The organism is Caulobacter sp. AP07 (assembly GCF_000281955.1).
Classification (GTDB): Bacteria; Pseudomonadota; Alphaproteobacteria; order Caulobacterales; family Caulobacteraceae; genus Caulobacter.
Genome location: NZ_AKKF01000118.1, coordinates 1 through 1,504, shown reverse-complemented (window position 1 = coordinate 1,504; position 1,504 = coordinate 1). Strand labels below are relative to the sequence as shown.

The 1,504-nt window shown below is 74.1% G+C and carries 1 protein-coding gene; it reads left to right on the top strand.

What is annotated here, in order from left to right; translation table 11 throughout:
• A partial coding sequence (locus PMI01_RS06430) for a TonB-dependent receptor plug domain-containing protein (protein ID WP_007665771.1) occupies positions 1–1,504 on the top strand: 1,504 nt, incomplete at both ends.

The following is a 1,504-nucleotide window of genomic DNA, read 5'->3' as shown; positions in this document are numbered from 1 at the left end:
TCGAACAGGTGATCGTCACCGCCGCCCGCCTGCCGCCCTCGGCGGCCGAGGCGGCGTTCTCGGTCGTCCACCTGGGCGAGGGCGATCTGGTCCGCAGCCAGCGGGTGGACGAGGCGGTCGGCCAGACGCCCGGCGTCTCGCTGTTCCGCCGCACCTCCAGCCTGTCGGCCAACCCGACCACCCAGGGGATCAGCCTGCGGGCCATCGCCCCCTCGGGCGCGGGACGCACCCTGGTGACCCTGGACGGCGTGCCGCTCAACGACCCGTTCGGCGGCTGGGTGATCTGGTCTCAACTGGCGCCGGAGTCCCTGACCGGGATCGACATCGTGCGCGGGGCGGGGGCGGGCCCCTACGGCGCCGGCGCCCTGACCGGCGTGATCGGCCTTCGGGAACGAGACGGGGGCATCGCCGCCGACGTCTCGGCCGGCGAGCTCGGGTCTCAGCGCGCTTCGGCGGCGGCGGTCTCGACCCTGGGGCGGCTCGAGTTCTTCGGGGCGGCGTCCTACGACAAGTCCGACGGCTACGTGCCGGTGCGCGGCGACCGCCGGGGCGCGGCCGACACCCGGACCGACCTGGAAGCCAAGAGCATCGCCGGCCGCGTCGACATGGCCACCGCCCTGGGCCTGCTGTCGCTGCGCGGCGGCTTCTTCGAGGAGGACCGCGGCGCCGGCCTGGCCGGGGCGCGGGCCAACGCCTCGGGCAACGTGTTCAGCGCCACCCTGGTCAAGGCTCCGCGCGGCGCGGCCCTGGGCTGGCGGTTGCAGGCCTGGCGGCGGACCAGCGACCTGTTCAACAGCTCGGTCGCCGTCGCGGCCGACCGCGCGACCACCACCCCCGCCAACAGCCAGGACAAGACCCCGGCCACCGGCAAGGGTCTCAACGCCGCCCTGCGCCGCAAGGTCGGCGGCCTGGAGTGGGAACTGGGCGCCGACGCCCGCTTCAACGACGGCGAGGTGCGCGAGCGTTTCCGCTACATGAACGGCGCCTACACCCGGACCCGCGTGGCCGGCGGCGAGACCTCGGTGGTCGGGGCCTATGCCGACGGCTCCTGGACGACGGGCCCGTGGCTGGTGGCCGGCGGCCTGCGGCTGGACCACTGGGAGAACACCGACGGCCACCGCGTCGAGCGCGATGCGGCGACGGGCGCCGTGACCCTGGACTCGCATCCGGCCGACCGCGACGGGAACGTGGTCAGCGGCCGCCTGGGCGTGAAGCGGGAACTGGCCAACGACGTCGTCCTGCGCGCCTCGGGCTATACGGGCTTCCGGCCGGCCTCGCTCAACGAACTGCATCGTCCGTTCCGGGTCGGCAACGACATCACCGAGGCCAATGCGGCGCTGAAGCCCGAGCGGCTGCAGGGCTTCGAGCTGGGCGTGTCGCGCAAGGGCGACAAGGGCCTGGTCGCGGCCACGGCGTTCTGGAACCGCATCGAGGACCCGATCACCAACGTCACTCTGAGCGGTACGCTGCGCCAGCGCCAGAACGCCGGCCGGATCGACGCCGT